Origin of the sequence: Streptomyces sp. NPDC008163 (genome assembly GCF_042956885.1) — a bacterium.
Lineage (GTDB): Bacteria > Actinomycetota > Actinomycetes > Streptomycetales > Streptomycetaceae > Streptomyces > Streptomyces drozdowiczii_A.
The window spans coordinates 520-17166 of sequence record NZ_JBIBHG010000003.1 but is presented as its reverse complement, the minus strand read 5'-3'; the positions used below and the strand labels follow the sequence as shown (position 1 = coordinate 17166).

Genomic DNA, 16647 nt, shown 5'->3' with positions numbered 1-16647 from the left:
CCGCACCGCTCAGGGAATCAGCAGCCAGTCCGCGCCGATCGCGGCGGCCAGCCCGACGGCCAGCAGCCAACTGCCCAGCCGAGTACGCCCGTTGCGGCTCAGCTCGATCACGATCCCGCAGAGGATCAGCGCCAGCCCGTACACCCCGACCACCAGGACGGACGCGCGGCTCGCGAGCCGCAGCCCGAGCACCACCGCCATCGCCACCATGCCGACCGAGGAGAGCACGATGCGCAGCCGTCTGGCCTGCCGCGGGGTCAGCCGGCGCCCGCCGGCGTCCTCGCCCTCCGCGAGGTCGTCCGGAAGGTCGTCCGCGGCGTCCTCGGCGGTGTCCTCGGCTATCGGGGCGTCCACGGCTCGGTCCTGGTCAGAAGTGCTCATGAGGCGGGATCGTAATGGCTCCACCCCGGCCTGTTCGCCGTTGTCAACCAACACCGTCGAAACCCGGCCGAGTTGTGCCTCGGGGCTGCTCCTCGCGGAGCCTGGGTGCCGCCGCCCGCGCGTCCACCGGCCCCGCGCCCGTACGCTCCACCCGCACCGCCAGCTCCCGCGCCCAGCCGGTCAGCTCCCCCAGCCCCATCCCGTGCGCCTCGCCTGCCCCGTACGCCTCCAGTGCCGCCGCGCCGCGCCGCAGCAGCCGCGCCCCGCCGGTCGCGTTGCCCCGGGCGGCATGGGTCAGGCCCACGGCCAGCTGGGCGAGCCCGCGCCACAACTCCCGTTCCGTCTCGGGGCCCGACTTCCAGGCGTCCTCGAAGACCTCGTGCGCGTGGAACGGCATGCCCGCGTCCAGCAGCCGCTGCGCCTCCCGGACGGTCTCACCGGCGGTGCGTTCGACACCCTCCGGCTGGCGTTCCACCCCCGGAGCCCCGTACGGCAGCGGGCGTCCCAGCCCGTCACGGGGGCGCGCGTTGTGCGCCCGTCCCGCGGAATCCCGGTCCCTGCGTGTCTCGTTCACGCCCCCGATTGTGCCCCGCACCTGCGGCGAACTGTCCGAACCACTGTCCGTGGGACCCCGCGCGCGACTAGGCTCGACCACCATGGTCACCACTTTGGGGGAGGGTAGGCATGAAGCCGTCCCGGCCGCTTTATGAGCGCGAACCGGAACTCGCCGCTGCCGCACAAGCCATCGACTCGCTCTGCGGGGCACAGGCCACCGGCGGGCTGCTGATCTACAGCGGCGAGGCAGGCATCGGCAAGACCGCGCTCCTGGAGGAGATCCAGGCCATGGCGGCCGACCGGTGCACCATCTGGTCGGCCCGCGGCGGTGAGACGGTCACCTCGGTGCCGTTCCACGTCGTACGGCAGCTGCTCCAGCCCGCCCTGGGCCAGTTCCCGCCCGACGACATGAGGGCCCTGTTCGGCCCCTGGTTCGACAGCGCCGCCCCGGCCCTGGGGCTGGCCGAGCCCTCCGGCCCGCAGCCCGATCCGCAGGGTGTGCGCGACGGCCTCGACTACGTCGTGCGGCGGCTCGCCTCCCGGCTCAGCCACCGCCCGCTGCTCCTGATCATCGACGACGCCCACTGGGCGGACGGCGAATCCCTCGCCTGGCTCGCCTCGTTCACCGCCCGCCTCGGCGACCTGCGCGTGCTGGTCGTCCAGGCCCACCGCCCCGAGGAGCTGGCCGCCCGCGAGGCCGCGCGCAGCGCGGCCGACGGCCACCCCGCGCAGATCCGTGTCGCCCTGCGCGCCCTCACCCCGGACGCCACCGCCGAACTGGTCCGCGCCACCCTCGGCGAGCACGCCGACGACCCGTTCTGCCGCGAGGTCTGGGCCGTCACCGGCGGCAACCCGTACGAGGCGGTCGAGCTCGTCGCCAAGGTCCAGGACAAGGAGCTGGTCCCGCTGGAGGAGTCCGCCGGGCTCCTGCGCGAACTCGGCGCCTCCGCCCGGGGCAGCGGCCTCGTCGCCCGCCTCGAACGGCTCGGCACCAACGCCAACCGGTTCGCCTGGGCGGCCGCCGTCCTCGGCACCGAGATCTCCCAGGACGTCGCCGCGTCGCTGGCCGGGATGAGCTCCGCCGAGGCCGCGGACTGCACCGCCCGGCTGCGCGAGGCCCGTATCGTCACCGGCTTCGACCCGCTGGAGTTCGTGCACCCGCTGATCGCCTCGGCCGTCTACCGCTCCATCCCGCCCGCCACCCGCACCGCGATGCACGGCAGGGCCGCCTGGGCCATCACCAACGCCGGGCTCGGCCCCGCCGCGGCCTCCCGTCACCTGCTCGAAGTCCACCCGGACGACGACCAGGAACTCGTCGCGCAGCTGCGGGCCGCCGCCGAACAGCACCTCGCCGTCGGCGCCCCGGAGGCCGCCCGGCGCTGCCTGGAGCGCGCGCTCGAAGAGCCGCCGCGCCACGACGTACGCGCCACCCTGCTGTACGAGCTGGGCTGTGCGACGCTGCTCAGCTCCCCGGCCACCACCGTGCAGCACCTGCGGGCCGCCCTGGACATGCCCGGCCTCGTGGACGAGCTGCGGGTCGACGCCACGTTCCGGCTCGCCGCCGCGCTCTCCCACAACAACCAGCTCAAGGAGGCGGCCCTGGCCCTCGCGGCCGAGGCCGAACGCACGGCACCCGGACCCGGCCTGATGCGGCTCCAGGCCGCCCACTTCCTCTGGGAGGGCATGCAGGCCACCGAGGAGGACGGCCCGGGCCGCTCGCGTCGGCTCGCCGCCAACGCCGACCACCTCAAGGGCCGGGACAACGCCGAACGCGCCCTGCTCACCCTCCGCGCCTTCGACGCCATGCTGCGCGGCGAGAACGCCGAGGTCATCGTCGACTTCTGCGAGCGCGCCCTCGTGGACGGCCACCCCGCACGCGGACTCGGCTGGACCGATTCCGAGTGGGGCTTCGAGCTCCCCGCCATGGTCGGGATCACCTACGCCTTCACGGACCGGCTCGACCGGGCCGAGGAACTGTTCGGCGAGGCCGTCCGGGCGTTCGAGATCTCCGGCTGGAGCGGTGCCCACCTGGCCTTCGCACACACCCTGCTCGGCCTGGTCCACCGCCGCCGGGGCCGCCTCGCCGAAGCGGAGGCCTTCCTGCGCGAGGGACTGCGCCTCGCGGACCGCGTCGGCAGCGGGCTCCCCGTCCACTGGGACGCGGCCTGCCTGCTCATCGACACCCTGCTCGCCCGGGGCCGGGTCCCCGATGCCCGCAAGGTCGCCGACCAGTACGACTTCGGTCTGCCCTACCCGAGCGCCATGGTGCTGCCGGACGCGCCGTGCGTCCGGGGCCGCCTGCTGCTGGCCGAAGGCCGTACGAAGGAAGCGGTGACCGAGCTGGAGGCGGCCGGGCGCTCCCTCGAGCCGCGCGGCAGGTTCAACGGCATCTGGGGTCCGTGGGCCGGTGACCTGGCCCGCGCCCTCGCCGATGAGGACCCCGGCCGCGCCGCCCAGCTCGCCAACACGGCCCGGGTCCACGCGGAGCGGTTCGGCACGGAGACCGCCATCGGCGAGGCCCTGCGCTGCGTGGCCCTCTTCGCGCGCCCGGAGGAGTCCGTGCACCTCCTCGGCGAGGCGGTCCGCCACCTGGAGGCGTCCCCCTCCGGCTACGAGTTCGCGCAGTCCCTCTACGACTACGGAGTCGCCGCCCGCTCGCCCCGCGAACTGGCCCGCGCCCACAAACTGGCCACCGCCTGCGGCGCGGAAGGACTGGCCGCCCGCGCCCAGCAGGCACGCGCGTCGATCCGGTCCACCGAGTGAGGTAATGTTTTCCCTGCAGCCGCCACCCGGCGAGACCGGGCAGGCGACAGCGGGACGTGGCGCAGCTTGGTAGCGCACTTGACTGGGGGTCAAGGGGTCGCAGGTTCAAATCCTGTCGTCCCGACTGGATGCAGTCGCAGACGAGGGCCGGTTTCGGAATCACCGAAGCCGGCCCTCGGCCTTTGTCCGGCCTCCACCGCGGTGTTTTTCCGCCGGAAGCCCGGGTACGCGGTCGCCTACAGAGCACCACGACACTCCGGAGCAGGGGTGCGACCGAACAGAGGAGTAGCCATGCTGAAGGCGATTGCAGATGTGTTCCGTTCCATCGGCGGCGCCATCGCGACGGTGGTCACGCTTCCCTTCCGGGCCGTCGCCCGGCTCTTCAGCGGCGCGTCGAGCACCGCCAACGGCCACCACTGAGCGCGCCGGCACCCCGCAAGGGCACCCGAAGGGCAGCTCCGGAGAGATCCGGAGCCGCCCTTCGGCATGTCCGGGGGGTCATGAAGTAACGAATCATTGTTCAGAGCTTCGCCCGGGCCGGGGCGCCGGGGTGAGTGACTTCTTCCCGCCGATCGTCCGCGGCGCGCTGACCGTCCGCTCCCTGCCCGACGTCACCCGCTGGATCGACGGCCTCCCCGACCGGCCGCGCGACTGAGCGGACTTGGCATCGCGTGCACCCTTTCCTGGCAACCCGCGCAGACCTTCGCGGGTGCCCGGAAGCACTCGGTGGCCTGGGGGAGCCGCAGGCCCGGGTCCGCGCCGCGCCACGCGCTTGAGCTGCTGCGGGGCTGTCGCAGGCCCGATCTATTGTGTCCCTCGCGCCGCGTCGGGTCCGGGGGAGGAGCCGACGCGTGGGCGCACATGACGAGGGGGGTCTTGCATGTCGAACGCGAAGTCGGATCCGAAGAACCCGGCACCAAATGTCACGGCAACGGCACGCGCACAACTGGGCGCGGAGATGCGGAGGATCAAGGAGGGGGCGCAGCTCAGCTTCGGCGGGCTGGCCGGACGCACGCACTACAGCCGCTCCTCGTGGGAGAGGTTCCTCAACGGCAAGCAGTTGCCGACCCCCGTGGCGGTCGAGCAGCTGGCCGCCGTGGCCGGCACTCCGCCGGAGCCGTTGCTCGACCTGCTGGCCAGGGCCGGAACAGAGGTCACGGAGCCGGCGCCGGCCGCGCCCGGCAGGGCTGCGGGGTCGCCCACCGTCGCCGGTGACGCGGCCGCCGAGGGTCGGACGCCGGGCGAGCGGCCGGGTGTCTCGTGGCGGCGGCGCTGTGCGGTGATCGGATACATCGCGGCCGGTGCCCTGATGGGCTCGGTGGCGACGGGGCTGCTCTCCCCGTACCTCGCGGGAGCGGACCGGGGCCCGGACGACGCCACGACCCGTACCGAGGGCAAGAAGGCGAGCGGGCAGGGCGCGGACCTGGTGCCCGGCGCGGGCGACATCAAGGTCAAGTGCGCGTCGGACACCTGCTGGCGCAACGATCCCCAGGCCATGGAGTGCCAGTGGGACGCGAAGACCGCCAGGAGCACCTATCTGCGCGGCATGCAGATCGAACTGCGCTACAGCGCCGCCTGCCAGGCGGTCTGGGGCCGGATCGAGGGCGGGGCCGTCGGCGACAAGGTGATCATCAAGGACGCCCGGGGGATGGAGCTGGACGCCCTCATCCGCTTCGAGCACGACTCGTACACCAAGATGCTCGGCGTCTCCAAGGAGGCGCCGCTCGACTCCATGAGCGTGTGCGGGGAGATTCCGTCCGAGAAGCAGATGCAGTGCGCGCCGACGGGAACGGCCAGGATGCCCTGACTGACCGGGCGCCGGGACCGGTGCGCTGCCGCCGGTCCCGGCGCCCGTTGAAACGGGTGCGCGGTGATGCGGTGGTGCGCCCTCCGGCAGATCTTTGTACGCTGCCCACGCACCCACGCCCGGCTTCGTCTCCCGGGACGCTTTCCACGAGCGGCGCCTACCGCGACGACCGGTACACCGCCCTCGTCCGAAGGGTGAGTCAGCGGGCCCGGCGCATCCGCAGCGGGGCGTACACCGCGAGCGCCACGAGGAACGCCACCCCGTACGCCAGGTCCGCCCCGTGCAGCGCCTCGGCCACCGGGCCCACGTACAGGCCGGTGCTCATGAACGGCACCGCCGCCGCGAAGGCAACGGCGAACGCGGCGAGCGCCGGCCACCACGGGCGCGGCCGGGCGTGCTCGGCCGCGAGGTCGACGGGGGCGCCGCGCCGGGCCCGGGCGCGGACCAGCCAGTCCACGGACACGATCGCCACGAAGCCTGGGATCCAGTAGCCGACGAGAAGCAGCACGTTCTGGAACCGGGCCGTCGTGTCGGCCGCGTGCATCCACAGCACCAGCGGGAACCCCAGGGCGGCGGCGAGCGCGGCGGCCACCGGGCGCGGCAGGCGCACCCCCATGGTCTGCAACGCCAGCGAACCGCTGTAGTCGTTCATCGCGTTGCTGCACAGCGCGGCCAGCGCCACCGCGAGCAGCCCGAACGCCCCGAGCACACCCCCGCCGAGCAGGGAGTCGATACCGCGTGCGGTCTGGTCCGTGAAGACCGAGGCACCCCACAGCCCGATCGTCTGGACCGCCGCGAACGAGGCGCTGATCCCGCCGAGCGTGCACCAGAACATGCGCGTCCGGGACGTTCCGCGCGGCAGATAGCGGCTGAAGTCGCTCGCGTACGGTGCCCAGGACAGCGCGAGGCTCAGGGCGATGGTGCAGGTCAGGACGAACGCCCCGGCCCGGTCCGCGCCGTGCACGGTCGAGGCGGTCACCGGGTCCACCCCGCGCAGGAGCTTCGTGGCGAGCACGGCGAAGGCGGCTGCCAGGGCGAACGTCATGACGGTCTGGAGCCGGTGGATCACCTCGTAACCCAGCACCCCTAGCGCGCCCTGCGCGGCCATCATGACCAGCACCCCGAGCCAGAACGGCCAGCCGCACAGCTGCGCCAGCGCGTCCCCGCCGAAGAGGCCGATCAGGGCGTCCCAGGCGATGGACGACAGCCATTGCAGGGCGCCCGGCAGCACCACACCCGGTCCGAACGCCAGTTGGGCGAGCGGCAGTTGGCCGGAGCCGGTACGGCTGCCCCAGGTGCCGAGATACGCGGTCGGCGCGGCGCCGACGAGAGTGCCGAGCACGACGGCGGCGAGCGCGGTCGCGAAGTCCAGGCCGAGCGCGATGCCGACGGTGCCGGTGAAGACGCCGGTCATGGTCAGATTGGGCGCGAACCAGACGGTGAACAGCCGGCCCGCCCCGCCGTAACGCCGGTCCTCGGGGACCGGGGCTATCCCGTGCGCCTCGATGCGCAGGTCGCCCGGGGCGGTGGGCATGCGCCCGCCGAAAGCGGCGCGCTCGTCCTGGGCATACGGCAACGACATGGAGACATCCCTCCGCCAGTGCTAACTGGTTCAGGTTCGACGGGTGTGATCTCAGCCCCGTGCGGGGCACCCCGTGTCCGGTGTGGCGGCCAGGATAGCGCCGGTCCGTCCGATGTCGTCGCGAGGGTCAGCTGAAGAGCTTCGTCACGAACGCGTGGAGGTTGCCGACGGTGCGGGCGATCTGCTCCTCCGTGGTCAGGCTCTCCTTGAACCGGGCCCCGGAGTCCACCTTCTTCTTGCCGCGCACATACAGCGAGCAGGCCAGATCCGTGCACATGTACAGGCCGACCGAATTGCCGTCGCGCCCGGCGGGGCCGGTCTTGCGGGCGGTCATCAGGGAGACCCCGCTGCCCGGGTGCGTGGTCAGGCAGAGCGAGCACATGCTCCGGTGCAGGAAGCCGCGCTGCTGGGAGGGGAAGCGCAGCGAGATGCCGGCGGGCTCGCCCCCGTGCTCGGTGACGATGTAGCTGCGTCCCGGCGCGGACAGGTCGCGCCAGCCGAGGAAGTCGAGGTCGTCCCACGGCAGCTCCTCGAAATCGCGGGGGAGCGGCAGACGCTTGGCTTCCCCCTTGGAGCAATTCACGAACGATGAGCGGATGTCCTGCTCGGTCAGGGCCTTCATGACCACGAAGCTAACTCTGCCTATGGCCCCTAGGCAAACGATTAATTCAGTTAGGGGCTCACCTGGGGCACTTCGGGCGCGAGGGTGAGCCGGTGCACGGGTGGATGCGGGATGCCGAGATCCGGGCGCCAGGTCGCGAGGATCTGCGCGGACGGGTCGAAGAGCGGCGAGGGGAGCGCGTCGAGCGGGGTCCACTCCCAGGTGCTGATCAGATGCGGCTCGGTCACCCGCGCGGTGCCGGTGTCCACGCGCACCAGCGCGGCCATCGTCACGCGGTTGATCCCGCCGAGGGCGTCGTGCAGCATCGCGAAGACGGTGACCTCCTCCTCCGGGACCGTCAGCCCGGTCTCCTCGCGCAGTTCCCGCACGGCCGCCGCCACGACGGACTCCGGCACCGGGTCGACCTTGCCGCCGGGCAGCTCCCAGGTGCCGCTGTGGTGCCGTCCGAGCAGGATCCGGCCCCGCGCGTCCTGCACGATCACCCCGACCCCCAGCGCGGCCTGGGCCTCGGGCGGCCGGCTGTTACGGGACGGGGTGTGGGGGTTCTCGGTGGCCATGCTGCTCCTCTGATGGGGGGCGGGCGGTGGGCGTCGAGCCTACGGCGATGCCGCGTCCGCCCCCGCCTCACACCGTCAGCCGCAACGAGATCTCCGAGACCCCGAGCCGTACGCTCTGCCCCCACGTCAGCTCCAGCGCGTCCGCCTCCATCCCGTCGCCGAACACCACCACCCGGTCCGACTCCACGGTCAGCCGCAGTCCCTGCCCGGGCCCCAGCTCGCCCGAGACGAACGACGTGCCGGTCGACGGCGAGGGCCACGCCTCCCGGACGAACCAGAGCAGCCGGGGGTCGGCGGGCCCGGGCAGCGGCAGGGTGCTGTGGCGCTCCTGCCAGAGCGAGCGGAGCCAGCCGGTCGCCCCGGTGCCGGTGCCGACCAGGACGCCGGAGGATGCCTGCGGCTCGGCGGGGGAGTCCGCCGTGTCGGGTCCGAGCCGGTAGCGGGCCGTCTGGTGGCCGGGCGGGCCGAGGTAGACCTCGTTGAGGGCGAGCAGCCGCTGCGTGTCGTCGGCCACCGCCTCCACCATCGTCAGCGCGTCGGCCCGCCCGCCCGGCGCCACGGCCGCCCGCATCAGCGCCGCCGCGTCGGCCGGGCGGTGGCGGACCAGGACGCCGGGGTTGCGTCCCGGATCGGTGTCGATGCCGATGACCGGCTGGCCGGAGAGGTACTTCGCGGCGTTGGCGACCAGGCCGTCCTGCCCGACGACCACCACCACGTCCTCGGGCGCGAACAGGAACCGGTCCAGGTCGGCCCGCTCCACCCGGCAGTGCCGCCAGGTGAGCGGAACGGCCGCCGCCACGTCCGCCAGGGCCTGCCGGGTCCGCTCGTGCCGGCGGGCCACCTCCTCGATGGACCGGCCCCGCGCGCCCAGGACGAACGCGGCCTGGCCGTGCGTGCCGTGGCGGGCGAGCAGTTCCTCGTACTCCGTGGTGCGGTGGACCAGGACCGCCCGCGGGGCCAGGCTCACGCCCCCGCCTCCGGCCGGGCCAGCTTGCTGAGCAGACCCGTGAGCACGTCGGGCGACAGGGTGAGACTGTCGATCTGCGGCAGGTTCTCGGCGAGCCGGGTGGCCGCCAGTGCGTGCAGCGTCGCCGCCTCCACCTCGCCGTGCGCCCGCAGCCAGGCCGCCTGGGCCTCCGCCCGCGCCGCGCCCACCTGGCGCGCCGCCTCGGCCTCGGCCCCCGCGAGCCGCACGGTGCGGGCGGCCTCCGCCTCGGCGCGCACCCCGTCGGCGGCGGCGCTCTCCTCGGCCTCCCGGCGGGCGTTGGTGCCGCGCTGCTCGACCAGTTGTTCCTCGCGGCGGGCCAGCTCGATCTGGCTGGCCAGCTCGTTCTCCGCGATGGTCCGCTCGCGCTCGACGGCCACGGCGCGCCGCTCGTAGGTGGCCCGGTCGGCCTCCTGCTGGATCTGCTCGCGGGCGGGGGTGCGCAGGGCGCGCTCCACCTCGGCCTCGGGGCGGATGGCGACGACGCGGACGGCCACCACGTCGATGCCGGTGGCGGGGAGCCTCGGCTCGGCGGCGAGACCGGCCGCCACCCGCTCGCGGACGGCGGCGACCCCGTCGACCAGGGCGCCGGCCAGCGGGGTGCGGGCCAGCACGTCCAGGGTGTGCTGCTGGGCGGTCTCGGTGAGGAGGGTGGCGATCTGTTCGAGGGGGGCGCCGCGCCAGGCACCGGTGTCCGGGTCGACGGAGAAGTCGAGGCGGGCGGCCGCCTCCGCCGGGTCACTGATCCGGTAGGTGACGGTGGCCTGGACCGTGACGTCCTGGAAGTCGGAGGTGCGCGCGTGGAACGCCATGGCCAGCTCGCGGTCGTTGACCGGCACCTCGGAGAGCGCGGCGCTCAGCGACCGGTACCAGAAGCTCAGCCCCGTCCCGTCGTGGGCCAGTGTGCCGCGCTTGTGGTGCCGGATGTGCGCGGTGGGCGCCGAGCGGAGATGGCGCCAGCCGAAGCGGCGGGTGATGTCGGCCATGGGGACCCCCCTGATGTCGTTTTCGTCATGACGACGATAAGCAGAATCCCGCCTTATCGTCAAGAGGACGAATAAGGGGGGTGGCCGGATACGCGAACGGCCGGTGACTTCTGAGAAGTCACCGGCCGGCCGGGTGCGCGCCGCCCCCGTCCCCACGGTGCGGCGCGGGCGGGCCGCCGTCATCCGCTCGGACGACGGCCCACGTCTGTCAGGACCCGGACGCCGGGGCGTCCAGGCCGAGTGCGGGAAGGACCGCGCCCTCCACGAAGCGGACGAGGTAGGTCTCGTCCGCGTGGGTGCCGGCCAGCATCGGGCGGGCCCGCATCACCCCGAGCAGCTGTGCGGAGACGAACTCCGCCGCCGGATTGTCCGGCGCCACCTCGCCGCGCTCCACTCCGCGCCGTACGAGCGCGTCGACCGCCGCCATCTCCGGCAGGATCAGCGACTCGCGCAGGGCGCACAGCAACTCCGGGCTCTGCAGCGCCGCATGGCTCAGTGCCAGCATCAGCGGGGTGTCCCGGCCCGCGCCCTCGCCTATGGCCCGCGCCGCCTCCAGCAGGTCACCCGCCAGTGAACCGGTGTCGATCTTCCGCAGGGCGCCGCGCCGGGTGCCGTGCAGGGCGGCCACCACCAGCTCGGGCTTCGAGCCCCACTGGCGGTAGAGCGTCGACTTGCCGCAGCGGGACCGGGCGGCGACCCCCTCCATGGTCAGCGACTCGTAGCCGTTCTCCCTCAGCATGTCGAGCACGGCGGCGTAGAGCTCCTGGGCCCGCTCCGGCGTGATCTTCGAGCGGCGCTGCGCGGGGGGCTGCTCCTGCTCGGTCTGCTGCGGCGACATGTGCCTTCCCTCTCTGCGACTCTGCGACGAGGTCCATCGATACGCCAGTGTACCGATACGCGTGTGTACCGATACGCCTCCGTATCGGTACACTGGCGTATCGATAAGGGCGGACGTCCGCCGAAGCGCATCAGCAAAGGGGCACCGGGTGAATTACGCCGGCACCAAGCCCGCCGATCGGAAGCCGGACACCTTCGCCCGCCCGCCCCTGGTCCGCGAGCTTCTTCTCGTCGTCGGGCTCTTCCTGATCTACAAGCTCGGCCGCCAGGCCGCGAACGGCCATGTGGACGAGGCGTTCCGCAACGCGGGCCACGTCTGGGACGCCGAGCGCGCCGCGCATCTGCCCGGCGAGGGCGCCGTCCAGGGCCTGCTGCTGCACAACGAGACGCTGATCCACCTGGCGAACACCTACTACGCGGCCGTGCACTTCCCGGCCACGCTGCTCTTCCTGGCCTGGCTCTACTGGCGCAGCCCCCGCCATTACGTCTGGGCGCGCCGTGTCCTGGCCGCGCTCACCGGCGCCGCGCTCGCCCTGCACCTGCTCTTCCCGCTGGCCCCGCCGCGCCTGCTCGCCGCCACTCACCTCGTGGACACCGGCCGGGTGTACGGGCCCTCGGTCTACGGAGCCCAGCCGGCCACGGACTCCATGGCCAACGAGTTCGCCGCGATGCCCTCGCTGCACTTCGGCTGGGCCGTCATGGTCGGCGTCGGCCTGGTCGTCGCCACCCGTTCCCGGTGGCGCTGGCTGTGGCTGCTGCACCCGGCGATCACCCTGTTCGTCATCGTCGGGACCGCCAATCACTACTGGCTCGACTCGATCGTGGTGGCCGCGCTGCTCTCCGTGTCGCTCGCCGCGCTCCGCCTCCCGCGCGCCGAACCGGTGCGCGCGCCGCAGCCGTGGCCGTCCGTCGTGCGGCAGCGGGAGCACGCCGCCGCGTACGCCGCCTCCGGGGCGCACCGGTGAACGCCACCCTGATCGCCGTCGCGCTCTCCCTCGTCTCCGCCGCCGCCTACGCCGCCGCGGCGGTCGCCCAGGCCCGGCTGGCCGGCCGCATCGCGCCCGGCACCGGCACGCTCCGGCTCCTCGGGCGCGGCGCCTGGTGGTGCGCGGTCGGCCTCAACGCGGGCGGCGCGCTGCTGCACGTGGCCGCGCTGAAGTACGGGCCGCTCACCCTGGTCCAGCCGCTGGGTGCGCTGACCCTGGTCGCGGCCGTCCCGCTCGGCGCCCGGGCCGCGGGCCGCCGGGTCACGGCCACCGAGTGGCGCGGCACCCTGCTGACCCTGCTCGGTCTCGGCGCCCTGCTCCCGACGGCGGGCGGCGCCGCCCCGCACGAGACCCTGACCATGACCGAGGCGCTGGCCGTGGGCGCCGGGACCATGGCGCTCGTCGCCGGGCTCAGCCGCCCCGGCGCCCGCCCCGGGCTGCGGCACGCGGCGGCCTCCGGCATCACGTCCGGCGTCGCGTCCGCCCTCACCCAGACCCTGACCGTCGCGGTGACCGACCACACCGGACCGCTGCTCAGCGCGCGCCTGGTGATCGTCGCCGTCCTGGTCTCCGCCTTCGCGATGAGCGGGCTGCTGCTCTCCCAGACCGCCTATCGGGGCGGGCTCGGGGCCCCGCTGGCCGTCGTCACCCTCGCCAACCCGGTGGCCGCCGCGGCGATCGGCCTGGCGCTGCTGGGGGAGCGGTTCCAGGGCGGTCCGGCCGGACTCGTCCCGGCGCTGCTCGGCACGGTGGCGGCGGTCCGGGGCGTGATCCTGCTGACCCGCGCCCAGGCGCAGACGGCGCCGGCGGTGGCCGGTGCCGCGCCGCCCGCCCCGTCGAGGGTGGTCATCAGCAGCCCGCGTGTCGCGCGCCGCGAACAGCGTCGCCGGGTCGGCGCCGGGCGCGACTGACTCCGTACGCTGCACGAGTCACGGGGGCCCGGAGCCGTACCGCCTACGCCGGCCCCGGACCGTCCTCCAGCGCGCGGGTGATCCACCCGATCCAGAAGTTCTCCAGGTCGATGCCGCCCCGCAGCACCAGGTGCCGCAGCCGGTCCCCGGGCGTGTCCCGCTCCGGCGGGAAGTCCCGGACCTCGATCGCCTCGTACTCCGCCAGCTGCCGCCGGTGCAGTTCCAGATGGCGGCGCAGCTCCGCGTCGAGGCCGGGCGCTCCCACGACGGCCGCCGCCCGCATGCGGAGCAGCAGCGGATCGCGGACCTGCCTGGGGTCCTCCTGCCGGGCGACCCACGCGGACAGCGCCTCGCGGCCCGCCGGGAGCACCTCGTACTCCTTCTTCTGCCCCCGAGCAGGCTGCGCGGGCTCCAGCGCCCTGATCTGCCCGGCCTGCTCCAGCTTGCCCAGCTCGCGGTAGATCTGCTGGTGCGTCGCCGACCAGAAGTAACCGATCGACCGGTCGAACCTGCGGGTCAGCTCAAGGCCCGACGACGGTTTCTCCAGCAGGGCGGTGAGGATCGCGTGCGGCAGTGACATGGGGTGCATCCTAGGGACGGCCGGGCGGGCCCGGCCGTCCGGTTCAGAGGGCGGCGGCGAGCTCCGTGCCCTGCCGGATCGCGCGCTTGGCGTCCAGCTCGGCCGCGACGTCGGCGCCGCCGATCAGGTGCGCTCCGCGGCCGGCGGCGAGCAACTCCTCGTACAGGTCGCGGCGCGGGTCCTGTCCGGCGCACAGCACGATCGTGTCGACCGGCAGTACGTGCCGCTCCTCGCCCACCGTGATGTGCAGGCCCTCGTCGTCGATCCGGTCGTACGTGACGCCCGCCGTCATCGAGACCCCGCGGTGGCGCAGCTCGGTGCGGTGGATCCAGCCGGTCGTCTTGCCGAGGCCCGCGCCGACCTTGCTGGTCTTGCGCTGGAGCAGATGGACGGTGCGCGCGGTCTTCGGGCGCTCCGGGGCCGCGAGGCCGCCGCGCTCGCGGTAGCCGGTGTCGACACCCCACTGCCGGAAGAACACCTCCGGGTCCAGGCTCGCCTCCTCGCCGCCGTCCGTCAGGAACTCCGCCACGTCGAAGCCGATCCCGCCCGCCCCGACGAGCGCGACCCTGTCGCCGACGGGCACGCCGTGGCGCAGCACGTCCAGGTAGCTGACGACGCTCGGGTGGTCGACGCCGGGGATGGCGGGCGTGCGGGGCGTGACCCCGGTGGCCAGCACGACCTCGTCGTAGCCGTCGAGATCCCCGGCGCCGACCGGGGTGCCGAGCCGCAGAGCGACCTCCTCCTCCGTGAGCCGGGTGCGGAAGTAGCGCAGCGTCTCGTTGAACTCCTCCTTGCCGGGCACCCGGCGGGCCACGTTCAGCTGCCCGCCGATCTCCTCGGCCGCGTCGAAGAGCGTCACCTCGTGGCCGCGCTCGGCGGCCGTGACCGCGCAGGCGAGCCCGGCGGGACCGGCGCCGACGACGGCGACGCGCTTGCGGGTGCGGGTCGGCGACAGGACGAGTTCCGTCTCGTGGCAGGCGCGCGGATTGACCAGGCAGGAGGTGACCTTGCCGCTGAAGATGTGGTCCAGGCACGCCTGGTTGCAGCCGATGCAGGTGTTGATCGCGTCCGCGCGGCCCGCCGCCGCCTTCGCGACGAAGTCCGGGTCTGCGAGGAACGGCCGGGCCATCGACACCATGTCCGCACGGCCCGAGGCGAGGACCTGCTCGGCCACCTCGGGCGTGTTGATGCGGTTGCTCGTCACGAGCGGCACGGAGACGGCGCCGCGCACCTTCTCGGTGACCCAGGTGAACGCGGCCCGGGGCACCGAGGTCGCGATGGTGGGGATGCGGGCCTCGTGCCAGCCGATGCCGGTGTTGATGATCGTCGCGCCGGCCGCCTCGATCTCCCGGGCGAGGTGCACGACCTCCTCCAGGGACGACCCGCCGGGCACCAGGTCCAGCATCGACAGCCGGTAGATGATGATGAAGTCGTCGCCGACCCGCTCGCGGACCCGGCGCACGATCTCGACGGGGAAGCGGATGCGGTTCTCGTACGAGCCGCCCCAGCGGTCCTCGCGGTGGTTGGTCGCCGAGGCGATGAACTCGTTGATCAGATAGCCCTCGGAGCCCATGATCTCGACGCCGTCGTACCCCGCGCTCCGGGCCAGCGACGCCGCCGTCGCGAAGTCCTCGATCGTCGCCTCGACCTCGTCGTCGGTCAGCGCGTGCGGGGCGAACGCGCTGATCGGCGCCTGGAGCGCACTTGGCGCCACCAGGTCCGGGTGGTGCGCGTACCGGCCGAAATGCAGGATCTGCATGGCGATCCGGCCGCCCGCCTCGTGCACCGCCGAGGTCACCCGGGCGTGCTCGGCCGCCTCCGCCTCGGTGGTCATCTTCGCCCCGCCGGGGAACGAGCAGCCGCGCTCGTTGGGCGCGATGCCGCCGGTGACCATGAGGCCGACGCCGCCCCGGGCGCGCTCGGCGTAGAAGGCGGCCATGCGTGCGAAGCCGTTCTCGACCTCCTCCAGGCCGACGTGCATCGACCCCATCAGAACCCTGTTCGGCAGGGTGGTGAACCCGAGGTCGAGCGGGCTCAGAAGGTGCGGATACGGGCTCATGCGGCGGCTCCTCGCTGTGGCGTCGCCCCAGTTCTAGACCAGCGCCGCGCCATTGTGCAACAAGTTGCACAATGGCGTTCGTCGCACTGTGTCACGGCTCACGTCCCGAGGTGAGTCGCCCGAATGGAGTAACACCACGGTCCGGGTGCTCCGTGGGGCGCGGAGAGTGGTGACGTACGGAATCGAGGGGCCCGCGTCGTCCGGGCGGGGCCCGGAACAACCCACCGGAGACCCTCATGGGCTGCGTCAACCGTCACGACCTCGGTCTGCTCGTCCTGCGCGCCGGCACCGGCGCGGTGCTCGCCGCGCACGGCGCCCAGAAACTCTTCGGCTGGTTCGGCGGCGGGGGAGTCGAGGGGACCACCGCCGCGATGGAGGCGATGGGCTTCCATCCGCCGAAGCACAGCGCGCTCGCCGCCGGGCTCGGCGAGGCGGGCGGCGGCGCGCTGCTCGCCCTGGGCCTGGCCACGCCGGCCGCCGGTGCGGCGGCTGCCGGGGCTATGGCGGGCGCGGTGGCCGTCCACGCCCCTGCGGGCTTCTTCGCGCAGGGCGGTGGCTACGAGTACCCGGCGTTCCTCGGCTTCACCGCCGCCGCGATCGGCCTGACCGGCCCCGGCCGCTACTCCGTCGACCACGCGACCGGCCACGTGTTCGACCAGCCGTGGATGGTCGCCCTGGCCTTCGCCGGCAGCGCGGCGGCGGCCGCGGCGGTGGTCGGCAGGCGGGCCCGGGCCCGGGTGCCGGAGGCTGAGGAGTTCTGAGGGGGCCCGTTGGGCCCGGGCGAGCGGTCGGCGTGTCCCGGGCCCGGAAAGTCGGGGCTCCGTCGATCCGGGGGCCCGCGTCGGCGTTCGGGCGTCTGCGTTCGGGCCTTGGCCCGCGCGAGGGCGTCCGCCCGGGCCTCCGCGCCCGGGTTGCCGGATGAGGCGGGGCTCCGTCGAGTCGGGGGCCCGCGTCGGCGTTCGGGCGTCTGCGTTCGGGCCTTGGCCCGCGCGAGGGCGTCCGCCCGGGCCTCCGCGCCCGGGTTGCCGGATGAGGC

General features: G+C 73.8%; 16 protein-coding genes, 1 tRNA gene and 1 riboswitch. Of the genes, 7 read left to right on the top strand and 10 right to left on the bottom strand.

Annotated features, from left to right (window positions below; genetic code table 11):
• Positions 1-9: 9 nt before the first annotated feature.
• Positions 10-381 carry a hypothetical protein gene (locus tag ACFZAT_RS07990; protein WP_391261781.1) on the bottom strand — a complete coding sequence of 124 codons (372 nt, stop codon included), beginning with the start codon at positions 379-381 and terminating at the stop codon, positions 10-12.
• 43 nt (positions 382-424) lie between these two features.
• Positions 425-955, bottom strand: coding sequence for a DUF309 domain-containing protein (locus ACFZAT_RS07985; protein WP_391261780.1), 531 nt, complete (start codon positions 953-955; stop codon positions 425-427).
• Between the two features lie 110 nt (positions 956-1065).
• Here ACFZAT_RS07985 and ACFZAT_RS07980 point away from each other — a divergent pair, with 110 nt between their 5' ends.
• The 4 genes from ACFZAT_RS07980 to ACFZAT_RS07965 all read left to right on the top strand — a co-directional run bounded on the left by ACFZAT_RS07980 (position 1066) and on the right by ACFZAT_RS07965 (position 5506).
• Positions 1066-3699: an AAA family ATPase gene (locus ACFZAT_RS07980; RefSeq protein ID WP_391261777.1), complete on the top strand. Its 2634-nt coding sequence runs from the start codon at positions 1066-1068 to the stop codon at positions 3697-3699.
• Positions 3700-3749: 50 nt separating this feature from the next.
• Positions 3750-3823 (top strand) — tRNA-Pro (locus ACFZAT_RS07975).
• A 167-nt stretch (positions 3824-3990) separates the two neighbouring features.
• Entirely contained in the window at positions 3991-4119 is a 129-nt protein-coding gene (locus tag ACFZAT_RS07970) for an LPFR motif small protein (RefSeq protein ID WP_391261774.1), read from the top strand.
• Positions 4120-4579: 460 nt separating this feature from the next.
• Positions 4580-5506: a helix-turn-helix domain-containing protein gene (locus ACFZAT_RS07965; RefSeq protein ID WP_391261771.1), complete on the top strand. Its 927-nt coding sequence runs from the start codon at positions 4580-4582 to the stop codon at positions 5504-5506.
• A gap of 199 nt (positions 5507-5705) precedes the next feature.
• Here ACFZAT_RS07965 and ACFZAT_RS07960 read toward each other — a convergent pair whose 3' ends face one another.
• From ACFZAT_RS07960 to ACFZAT_RS07935, 6 genes are all read right to left on the bottom strand, one after another.
• The gene (locus ACFZAT_RS07960) at positions 5706-7088 is read right to left on the bottom strand and encodes a cytosine permease (protein ID WP_391261768.1); all 1383 of its coding nucleotides are present in this window, start codon (positions 7086-7088) and stop codon (positions 5706-5708) included.
• Positions 7079-7172, bottom strand: a riboswitch (TPP riboswitch). It overlaps the preceding gene by 10 nt.
• Positions 7173-7215: 43 nt before the next feature.
• Complete coding sequence (locus tag ACFZAT_RS07955) at positions 7216-7710, bottom strand: FBP domain-containing protein (RefSeq protein WP_391261765.1); 495 nt, start codon at positions 7708-7710, stop codon at positions 7216-7218.
• 50 nt (positions 7711-7760) lie between these two features.
• Positions 7761-8267, bottom strand: a complete 507-nt coding sequence (locus ACFZAT_RS07950; RefSeq protein WP_391261762.1) for an NUDIX domain-containing protein — start codon at positions 8265-8267, stop codon at positions 7761-7763.
• Between the two features lie 67 nt (positions 8268-8334).
• A complete protein-coding gene (locus ACFZAT_RS07945) occupies positions 8335-9234 on the bottom strand; it encodes a hypothetical protein (protein WP_391261759.1) in 900 nt (299 codons plus the stop codon).
• On the bottom strand, positions 9231-10238 hold the full coding sequence (locus ACFZAT_RS07940) for an SPFH domain-containing protein (protein ID WP_391261756.1): 1008 nt from the start codon (positions 10236-10238) through the stop codon (positions 9231-9233). Before ACFZAT_RS07940 ends, ACFZAT_RS07945 begins: the two co-directional genes overlap by 4 nt.
• A 208-nt stretch (positions 10239-10446) precedes the next feature.
• Entirely contained in the window at positions 10447-11076 is a 630-nt protein-coding gene (locus ACFZAT_RS07935; protein WP_391261753.1) for a TetR/AcrR family transcriptional regulator C-terminal ligand-binding domain-containing protein, read from the bottom strand.
• 148 nt (positions 11077-11224) lie between these two features.
• Between ACFZAT_RS07935 and ACFZAT_RS07930 the strand changes: the two genes are divergently transcribed.
• Both ACFZAT_RS07930 and ACFZAT_RS07925 read left to right on the top strand, forming a co-directional pair.
• Positions 11225-12040 carry a phosphatase PAP2 family protein gene (locus ACFZAT_RS07930; RefSeq protein ID WP_391261750.1) on the top strand — a complete coding sequence of 272 codons (816 nt, stop codon included), beginning with the start codon at positions 11225-11227 and terminating at the stop codon, positions 12038-12040.
• On the top strand, positions 12037-12972 hold the full coding sequence (locus ACFZAT_RS07925; RefSeq protein ID WP_391261747.1) for a hypothetical protein: 936 nt from the start codon (positions 12037-12039) through the stop codon (positions 12970-12972). Before ACFZAT_RS07930 ends, ACFZAT_RS07925 begins: the two co-directional genes overlap by 4 nt.
• Positions 12973-13015: 43 nt before the next feature.
• Here the strand turns inward: ACFZAT_RS07925 and ACFZAT_RS07920 are convergent, their stop codons facing one another.
• Together ACFZAT_RS07920 and ACFZAT_RS07915 are read right to left on the bottom strand one after the other, a co-directional pair.
• A complete protein-coding gene (locus ACFZAT_RS07920; RefSeq protein ID WP_391261745.1) occupies positions 13016-13552 on the bottom strand; it encodes a helix-turn-helix transcriptional regulator in 537 nt (178 codons plus the stop codon).
• A gap of 43 nt (positions 13553-13595) precedes the next feature.
• The gene (locus ACFZAT_RS07915) at positions 13596-15611 is read right to left on the bottom strand and encodes an FAD-dependent oxidoreductase (protein WP_391261742.1); all 2016 of its coding nucleotides are present in this window, start codon (positions 15609-15611) and stop codon (positions 13596-13598) included.
• Positions 15612-15847: 236 nt separating this feature from the next.
• Here ACFZAT_RS07915 and ACFZAT_RS07910 point away from each other — a divergent pair, with 236 nt between their 5' ends.
• Positions 15848-16372, top strand: a complete 525-nt coding sequence (locus tag ACFZAT_RS07910) for a DoxX family membrane protein (RefSeq protein WP_391261736.1) — start codon at positions 15848-15850, stop codon at positions 16370-16372.
• The last annotated feature ends 275 nt before the right edge of the window (positions 16373-16647 follow it).

What these genes read in the sequence shown, in the direction of transcription:
- ACFZAT_RS07960 (WP_391261768.1), bottom strand. Translation starts at nt 7,088, where the DNA reads ATGTCGTTGCCGTATGCCCAGGACGAGCGCGCCGCTTTCGGCGGGCGC.
- ACFZAT_RS07955 (WP_391261765.1), bottom strand. Translation starts at nt 7,710, where the DNA reads ATGAAGGCCCTGACCGAGCAGGACATCCGCTCATCGTTCGTGAATTGC.
- ACFZAT_RS07980 (WP_391261777.1), top strand. Translation starts at nt 1,066, where the DNA reads ATGAAGCCGTCCCGGCCGCTTTATGAGCGCGAACCGGAACTCGCCGCT.
- ACFZAT_RS07990 (WP_391261781.1), bottom strand. Translation starts at nt 381, where the DNA reads ATGAGCACTTCTGACCAGGACCGAGCCGTGGACGCCCCGATAGCCGAG.
- ACFZAT_RS07950 (WP_391261762.1), bottom strand. Translation starts at nt 8,267, where the DNA reads ATGGCCACCGAGAACCCCCACACCCCGTCCCGTAACAGCCGGCCGCCC.
- ACFZAT_RS07920 (WP_391261745.1), bottom strand. Translation starts at nt 13,552, where the DNA reads ATGTCACTGCCGCACGCGATCCTCACCGCCCTGCTGGAGAAACCGTCG.
- ACFZAT_RS07915 (WP_391261742.1), bottom strand. Translation starts at nt 15,611, where the DNA reads ATGAGCCCGTATCCGCACCTTCTGAGCCCGCTCGACCTCGGGTTCACC.
- ACFZAT_RS07940 (WP_391261756.1), bottom strand. Translation starts at nt 10,238, where the DNA reads ATGGCCGACATCACCCGCCGCTTCGGCTGGCGCCATCTCCGCTCGGCG.
- ACFZAT_RS07965 (WP_391261771.1), top strand. Translation starts at nt 4,580, where the DNA reads ATGTCGAACGCGAAGTCGGATCCGAAGAACCCGGCACCAAATGTCACG.
- ACFZAT_RS07935 (WP_391261753.1), bottom strand. Translation starts at nt 11,076, where the DNA reads ATGTCGCCGCAGCAGACCGAGCAGGAGCAGCCCCCCGCGCAGCGCCGC.
- ACFZAT_RS07910 (WP_391261736.1), top strand. Translation starts at nt 15,848, where the DNA reads ATGGGCTGCGTCAACCGTCACGACCTCGGTCTGCTCGTCCTGCGCGCC.
- ACFZAT_RS07970 (WP_391261774.1), top strand. Translation starts at nt 3,991, where the DNA reads ATGCTGAAGGCGATTGCAGATGTGTTCCGTTCCATCGGCGGCGCCATC.